Source organism: Streptomyces montanisoli (assembly GCF_017813245.1).
In the GTDB taxonomy this organism is placed as follows: domain Bacteria; phylum Actinomycetota; class Actinomycetes; order Streptomycetales; family Streptomycetaceae; genus Streptomyces; species Streptomyces montanisoli.
Genome location: NZ_JAGIQL010000252.1, coordinates 1 through 6,782 on the forward strand (window position 1 = coordinate 1; position 6,782 = coordinate 6,782).

Annotated in this window: 7 protein-coding genes; 1 reads left to right on the plus strand and 6 read right to left on the minus strand. The window is 70.3% G+C overall.

The window, feature by feature from the left end; genetic code table 11:
* On the plus strand, positions 1-571 hold a 571-nt coding region (locus JFN87_RS31320), incomplete at its 5' end, for an amidohydrolase family protein (protein ID WP_245182686.1).
* 56 nt (positions 572-627) lie between these two features.
* On the opposite strand, the gene pgi is transcribed toward JFN87_RS31320, so the two are convergent.
* From pgi to gap, 6 genes are all read right to left on the minus strand, one after another.
* Positions 628-2,289: a glucose-6-phosphate isomerase gene (pgi, locus tag JFN87_RS31325; RefSeq protein WP_209345612.1), complete on the minus strand. Its 1,662-nt coding sequence runs from the start codon at positions 2,287-2,289 to the stop codon at positions 628-630.
* Positions 2,290-2,472: 183 nt separating this feature from the next.
* Complete coding sequence (locus JFN87_RS31330; protein WP_079060169.1) at positions 2,473-2,808, minus strand: RNA polymerase-binding protein RbpA; 336 nt, start codon at positions 2,806-2,808, stop codon at positions 2,473-2,475.
* 195 nt (positions 2,809-3,003) lie between these two features.
* Complete coding sequence (secG, locus tag JFN87_RS31335; RefSeq protein WP_209345613.1) at positions 3,004-3,240, minus strand: preprotein translocase subunit SecG; 237 nt, start codon at positions 3,238-3,240, stop codon at positions 3,004-3,006.
* A gap of 177 nt (positions 3,241-3,417) precedes the next feature.
* Positions 3,418-4,173, minus strand: a complete 756-nt coding sequence (tpiA, locus tag JFN87_RS31340; RefSeq protein WP_245182690.1) for a triose-phosphate isomerase — start codon at positions 4,171-4,173, stop codon at positions 3,418-3,420.
* Positions 4,174-4,234: 61 nt separating this feature from the next.
* Entirely contained in the window at positions 4,235-5,452 is a 1,218-nt protein-coding gene (locus JFN87_RS31345; protein ID WP_209345617.1) for a phosphoglycerate kinase, read from the minus strand.
* A gap of 99 nt (positions 5,453-5,551) precedes the next feature.
* On the minus strand, positions 5,552-6,556 hold the full coding sequence (gap, locus tag JFN87_RS31350; RefSeq protein ID WP_209345619.1) for a type I glyceraldehyde-3-phosphate dehydrogenase: 1,005 nt from the start codon (positions 6,554-6,556) through the stop codon (positions 5,552-5,554).
* Positions 6,557-6,782 lie beyond the last annotated feature (226 nt).

Consider the following 6,782-nt stretch of genomic DNA (forward strand, 5'->3'; position numbering starts at 1 on the left):
CGCGGCCGGCCTGTCGCGGCGCCCGTCCGCCCGGGAGGCCCACGCCGCGGCAGCGCAGTGGCTGACCACGCGCGCGGCGGGCGCCCCGCTCGCCGACCCGGTGCTGCTGCGGCACCTGCTGTGGACGGCCGTGGCGACGGGCCGGCCCCTGCAACTGCACGTGGCGCGGACGGACCCGCACGCCCTGGCCGGGTTCGCCGAGGCGACCTGCGGTCACGGCGTGGACGTGGTGCTGCTCGGCAGCTATCCGCGCCACCGTGAGGCCGCGCGGCTGACGGCCGCCTTCCCGCACGTGTACGCGGATCTCGGCCCCGCGCTCGCGCGCACCGGCGCCCGCGCGGCGGCGCTGCTCGCTGAGGTCCTGGAGATCGCGCCGTTCGGCAAGCTGCTGTTCTCCAGCGGCGCCAGGGGCCTGCCCGAGCTGCACGTGGTGGGTGCGCGGGTGTTCACGGAGGCGCTGGGGCGCGTGCTGGGCGGCTGGGTGGCGGACGGCGCCTGGTCGCCGGCGGACGCCCAGCGGGTGGCGTCCCTCATCGCGTCGGAGAACGCGCACCGGGTGTACGAGCTGTAGCGGGAGGCGGCCACAGGGGGGACGGGCGCGCGCCCGTCCCCCCTGTGGCCGTCGGCTCAACGGCCGCGCATCTCCCGGTACTCGGCGACGAGCGCGACGGTGGACGAGTCGAGTCCCTCGGCCGACTTCTCACCGGTCAGCACGGGCTCGATGTTCTTCGCCAGCACCTTGCCGAGCTCGACGCCCCACTGGTCGAACGAGTCGATGTTCCACACCGCGCCCTGGACGAACACCTTGTGCTCGTACAGCGCGACGAGCTGGCCGAGCACCGACGGCGTCAGGTCGGGGGCGAGCACCGTCGACGTCGGGTGGTTGCCGCGGAACGTCTTGTGCGGGACGAGCTCCTCGGCCACGCCCTCCGCGCGTACCTCGTCGGGCGTCTTGCCGAACGCCAGCGCCTGGGTCTGCGCGAAGAAGTTGGCCATCAGCAGGTCGTGCTGGGCGGCGAGGCCCGCCGGCAGTTCCCCGGAGGGGCGGGCGAAGCCGATGAAGTCCGCGGGGATGACCTTGGTGCCCTGGTGGATGAGCTGGTAGTACGCGTGCTGGCCGTTGGTGCCCGGCGTGCCCCACACGACGGGGCCCGTCTGCCACTCGACGGGCTTGCCGTCGCGCCCCACGGACTTGCCGTTGGACTCCATCTCCAGCTGCTGGAGGTACGCGGTGAACTTCGACAGGTAGTGGCTGTAGGGCAGGACGGCGTGCGACTGGGCGTCGAAGAAGGAGCCGTACCAGATGCCGAGCAGGCCGAGCAGCAGCGGCACGTTGGACTCGGGCGGCGCGGTCCTGAAGTGCTCGTCGACCGTGTGGAAGCCGTCCAGCATCTCGCGGAAGGCGTCGGGGCCGATCGCGATCATCAGCGAGAGGCCGATGGCCGAGTCGTACGAGTAGCGGCCGCCGACCCAGTCCCAGAACTCGAACATGTTGGCGGTGTCGATGCCGAAGTCCGAGACCTTCTCCGCGTTGGTGGACAGCGCCACGAAGTGCTTGGCCACCGCCTCCTGGCCGGCGCCGAGTTCGCCGAGCAGCCAGTCGCGCGCCGACGTGGCGTTGGTGATCGTCTCCACCGTGGTGAACGTCTTGGACGCGATGATGAACAGCGTCTCGGCGGCGTCGAGGTCGCGCACGGACTCGTACAGGTCGGCGCCGTCGACGTTGGAGACGAAGCGCACGGTCAGGTCGCGGCGCGCGAAGGTCTTCAGGACCTCGTAGGCCATGGCAGGGCCGAGGTCGGAGCCGCCGATGCCGATGTTGACGATGTTCTTGATGGGACGGCCGGTGTGGCCCGTCCACGCGCCGGACCTGACGCGCTCGGAGAAGTCGGCCATCTTGTCGAGGACCTCGTGCACGCCTGGTACGACGTTCTCGCCGTCGACCTCGATGACCGCGTCGCGCGGGGCGCGCAGCGCGACGTGCAGGACGGCGCGGTCCTCGGTGGTGTTGATCTTCTCGCCGCGGAACATCGCGTCACGCAGCTCGGCGACGCCGGTGGCCTTGGCGAGGTCGCGCAGCAGTACGAGCGTCTCGTCGGTCACCAGGTGCTTGGAGTAGTCGAGGTGGAGATCGCCCACGCGCGCGGTGTACCGCGTGCCGCGGTCCGGCTGCGCGGCGAACAGATCACGCAGATGGGTGTCGGCGAGCTGTTCGCGGTGTTTGCCGAGCGCGGCCCACTCGGGCAGCTTGTCGAGCCTCGTGCGGCCGGTTGCGTTGTTGTCGGACATCAGCCCACTTCTTCCCGTGCCTGTATCTGTCCCTGCTCGCACCCCAACCTAATTGATCAGGGCGGCGGCCGAGTGACCGGCGGGCAGGTACCGGGACCGGCGCCACCTACGGGAGCGGCGGGCACGTACGGGAGCGGCCGGCCACCCGGTGGGGCGGCCGGCCGGTCCCGTGGACTCGCGGGCTCAGATCTCGCCGCGCAGCTTCGCCAGGGCCTCGGCGAGGATCGCCTCGCCGTCCGCGTCGCTGCGCCGCTCGCGCACGTACGCGAGGTGGGTCTTGTAGGGCTCGGTGCGCGGCGGGTCCGGCGGGTTGTCCTGGTCCTGGCCCGCCGGGAAGCCGCAGCGCGGGCAGTCCCACGTCTCCGGAACCTGCGCGTCACTGGCGAAGCTCGGCTGCGTCTCGTGCCCGTTGGAGCACCAGAAGGAGATGCGCAGGCGGGGCGCGGACTCGCCGCGCTCGGCCTCGCCCATCGGCCCCGCTCCGACCCGGCTCCCCCGGATCGCGTTGCCACTTGCCACGGTCGTAACTCCCTGCGTGATGGTGCCGCAAAGCATCGAACGGCAGCGCCGCCGCCGAGCGCCCCGGTGACCGGGCGCCACGGGGCGCCCCAGTCTACGGAAGGCCCAACGCGCGTCCGGTTACGGGAGTTACCCCCTGTCCCGGGCGCGGATCCTCATGATAGGCCGCGTCCGGGAGTGCGGACCCGCCCCGGATCAGCCTTTCAGCTTGATGACCAGGCCGAGCGTGATGATGCAGGCGAGCCACAGCACGGCCACGAGCACGGTGATGCGGTCGAGGTTGCGCTCCGCGACCGAGGAGCCACCCACGGACGACTGCATGCCGCCGCCGAACATGTCGGAGAGGCCGCCGCCCTTGCCCTTGTGCATCAGCACCAGCAGCATCAGCAGCAGGCTGAAGACGATGAGGGCGATCGAGAACCCCAGAACCACGGCTGAACCAACTTCCTCGGACGGGTGGAATTGACGGGACTGGCAAAGGTGCGGGCGGCGCGATCGTCACGGAAGGCGACGGGCGCGTCACGCGCGACGTACTGCGGGGGCCCGCCGTGACGCTTCGCGCCCTGGCCGGCCCCCGCAAGGGTACGACGGATCCGTGCTACCGCACACTCACTGGTCGCGGAAGCGCACGATCTTGACGTACTCGTCCGTGTCGAGCGACGCTCCGCCGACGAGCGCGCCGTCGATGTCGGGCTGCGCCATGATCCCGGCGACGTTCCCGGACTTCACGGAGCCGCCGTACTGGATGCGCACCTTGTCGGCGACGTCCTGCGCGTACAACTCGGCGATCTTGCCGCGGATCGCGCCGCACACCTCCTGGGCGTCGTCGGCGCCGCACGTCTTGCCCGTGCCGATGGCCCAGACCGGCTCGTAGGCGATGACGAGCGTCTCGGCCTGCTCGGCCGTGACGTCCTTCAGGCCGCCCTCGACCTGGGCGAGCGTGTGGGCGACGTGGCTGCCCGCCTCGCGCACGGACTCCGGTTCGCCGACGCAGAGGATCGGCGTCAGGCCGTGCCGGTAGGCGGCCTTGACCTTGGCGTTGCACGTCTCGTCGCTCTCGCCGTGGTACTGGCGGCGCTCGGAGTGGCCGACGACGACGTAGGTGCACTTGAGCTTGGCGAGCATGGGCCCGGAGATCTCGCCCGTGTAGGCGCCCGAGTCGTGCGCCGAGATGTCCTGGGCGCCGTACCTGATCTTCAGCTTGTCGCCGTCGATGAGGGTCTGCACGGACCTCAGGTCGGTGAACGGCGGCAGTACCGCGACCTCGACGGCGGCGAAGTCCTTGTCGTTCAGGCCGAAGGCGAGCTTCTGCACCTGGCCGATGGCCTCCAGGTGGTTGAGGTTCATCTTCCAGTTGCCCGCCATGAGCGGGGTGCGGGCGGCGTTGTGAGGTGTCGCGGTCTCGGGTGTTGCGGTCATGAGCGGGTCAGTCCTCCAGTGCGGCGAGGCCGGGCAGCGTCTTGCCCTCGAGGTATTCGAGGCTCGCGCCGCCGCCGGTCGAGATGTGGCCGAACGCCGACTCGTCGAACCCCAGCGTGCGCACGGCGGCCGCGGAGTCGCCGCCGCCGACGACGGTGAAGGCGGACGAGTCGATCAGGCCCTGGGCGACGGCCCTGGTGCCCTCGGCGAAGTCGGGGTGTTCGAAGACGCCCATCGGGCCGTTCCAGAAGACGGTGGCCGCGTCGGCCAGCTTGGCCGCGTACAGGGCGCAGGTCTCCGGGCCGTTGTCCAGGCCCATCTTCCCGGCGGGCATGGCGTCGGCGGGGACCGTCTCGGGGTGCGTGGGCGCCTTGGCCTTCAGGTCGGGGAACTCGGCGGCGACCTTGAGGTCGACGGGGAGGACGAACTCCACGCCGCGCTCGTCGGCCCGCCTGAGGTAGTCCTGGACCACGGGGATCTGGTCCTCCTGGAGCAGGGACGAGCCGACCTCGTACCCCTTCGCCTTGAGGAAGGTGAACGCCATGCCGCCGCCGATGAGGATGCGGTCGGCCTTCTCCAGCAGGTGGTCGATGACGCCGAGCTTGTCGGAGACCTTCGCGCCGCCGAGCACGACCACGTAGGGGCGGCTGACGTCCTCGGTGAGCTTCTTCAGGACGCCGACCTCGGTGGCGATGAGGCCACCCGCGGCGTGCGGCAGGCGCGCCGGCAGGTCGTAGACGGAGGCGTGCTTGCGGTGCACGGCGCCGAAGCCGTCGCCGACGTACACGTCCGCGAGTGCGGCGAGCCGGTCGGCGAAGGCGCCGCGCTCGGCGTCGTCCTTGGCCGTCTCGCCCGGGTTGAAGCGCAGGTTCTCCAGCACGGCGACGTCGCCGTCCCCGAGCGCTCCGACGACGGACCGCGCGGACTCGCCGACGGTGTCGGTCGCGAACGCCACCTTCTGCCCGAGGAGTTCGCCGAGGCGTGCGGCGGCGGGCGCGAGCGAGAACGCGGGCTCGGGGGCGCCCTTGGGGCGGCCCAGGTGCGAGGCGACGATCACGCGCGCGCCGGCCTGGGCGAGGCGGGCGATCGTCGGCTGGACGGCGCGGATGCGGCCGTCGTCGGTGATGGTGGTGCCGGACAGCGGCACGTTGAGGTCGGCCCGGACGAATACGCGCTTGCCGCGCACGCCGTCGCCGTCGGCCAGTAGTTCGTCGATCGTCTTCATCAGGTACGGGACTCCTAGAAGCAGCAGGCAGCCGACAGGCCACAGGGCCCGGGCACCGCGACGACGCGCGGGCCGGGCCCTGGACTCATGCCGCTGAGATCAGAGCTGGTTGCCGACGAAGACGGTCAGGTCGACGAGGCGGTTGGAGTAGCCCCACTCGTTGTCGTACCAGCCGATGACCTTCACGCTCTTGCCCTGGGTCATGGTCAGGGAGGAGTCGAAGGTGCAGGAGGCGGGCCAGTTCACGATGTCCGAGGAGACGATCGGGTCCTCGGTGTACGAGACGTAGCCCTTGAGCTCGCCCTCGGCGGCCTTCTGGAAGGCGGCGTTGACCTCTTCCTTGGTGACCTCGCGCTCCAGCTCGACCACGAGGTCGGTGACGGAGCCCGTGGGCACCGGCACGCGCATGGCGATGCCGTCGAGCTTGCCCTGCAGCTCGGGGATGACCAGCGCGGTGGCCTTGGCGGCACCGGTGGTGGTCGGGATGATGTTCTCGGCGGCGGCACGGGCCCTGCGCAGGTCCTTGTGCGGGAAGTCCTGGATGCGCTGGTCGTTCGTGTACGCGTGCACCGTCGTCATCAGGCCCTTGACGATGCCGAAGTTCTCCAGGAGGACCTTCGCCATCGGCGCCACGCAGTTGGTGGTGCAGGAGGCGTTGGAGATGACGTGGTGCTCGGCCGCGTCGTACTTGTCCTGGTTGACGCCCATCACGATGGTGATGTCCTCGTCCTTGGCCGGGGCCGAGATGAGGACCTTCTTGGCGCCGCCGGCGATGTGCTTCTCGGCGTCGGCCTTCTTCGTGAAGATGCCCGTCGACTCGACGACGATGTCGACGCCGAGCTCGCCCCACGGGATGTCGGCGGGGTTGCGCTCGGCCAGCACCTTGATGGTGTGCCCGTCGACGGTGATCGTGTCGGCGGTGTGGGTGACCTCGGCCTTGAGGCGGCCGAGGATGGTGTCGTACTTCAGCAGGTGGGCCGTGGTCGCGGTGTCGCCCAGGTCGTTGACAGCCACGATCTCGATGTCCGCGCCCTGCTCGAGCAGCGCGCGGAAGTAGTTGCGACCGATACGGCCAAAGCCGTTGATGCCTACGCGGATCGTCACGAACCGATCTCCTCGTTGGTACGCCGTGCGCCGTGGCGCCCGGCGAGCTGTATTTGGGATGTCCCCGACCACCTACGACCCTACCGCCCCGTGCTGCGGGCCGTGACATCAGAGGGGGCCTGCTTGCCGTCGCGCCCCTGGGGAGCCGTGATCGGAACAGCTCACGTCTGAGCTCCAGTCACCATTGTATCTTGTATGCCTACTTCTCGTTGTAAAAACGGGCGGA

Bases quoted from the DNA above. Each gene is read 5' to 3' on its own strand.
- JFN87_RS31345 (WP_209345617.1), bottom strand. From the start codon at position 5,452: ATGAAGACGATCGACGAACTACTGGCCGACGGCGACGGCGTGCGCGGC.
- pgi (WP_209345612.1), bottom strand. From the start codon at position 2,289: ATGTCCGACAACAACGCAACCGGCCGCACGAGGCTCGACAAGCTGCCC.
- tpiA (WP_245182690.1), bottom strand. From the start codon at position 4,173: ATGGCGGGCAACTGGAAGATGAACCTCAACCACCTGGAGGCCATCGGC.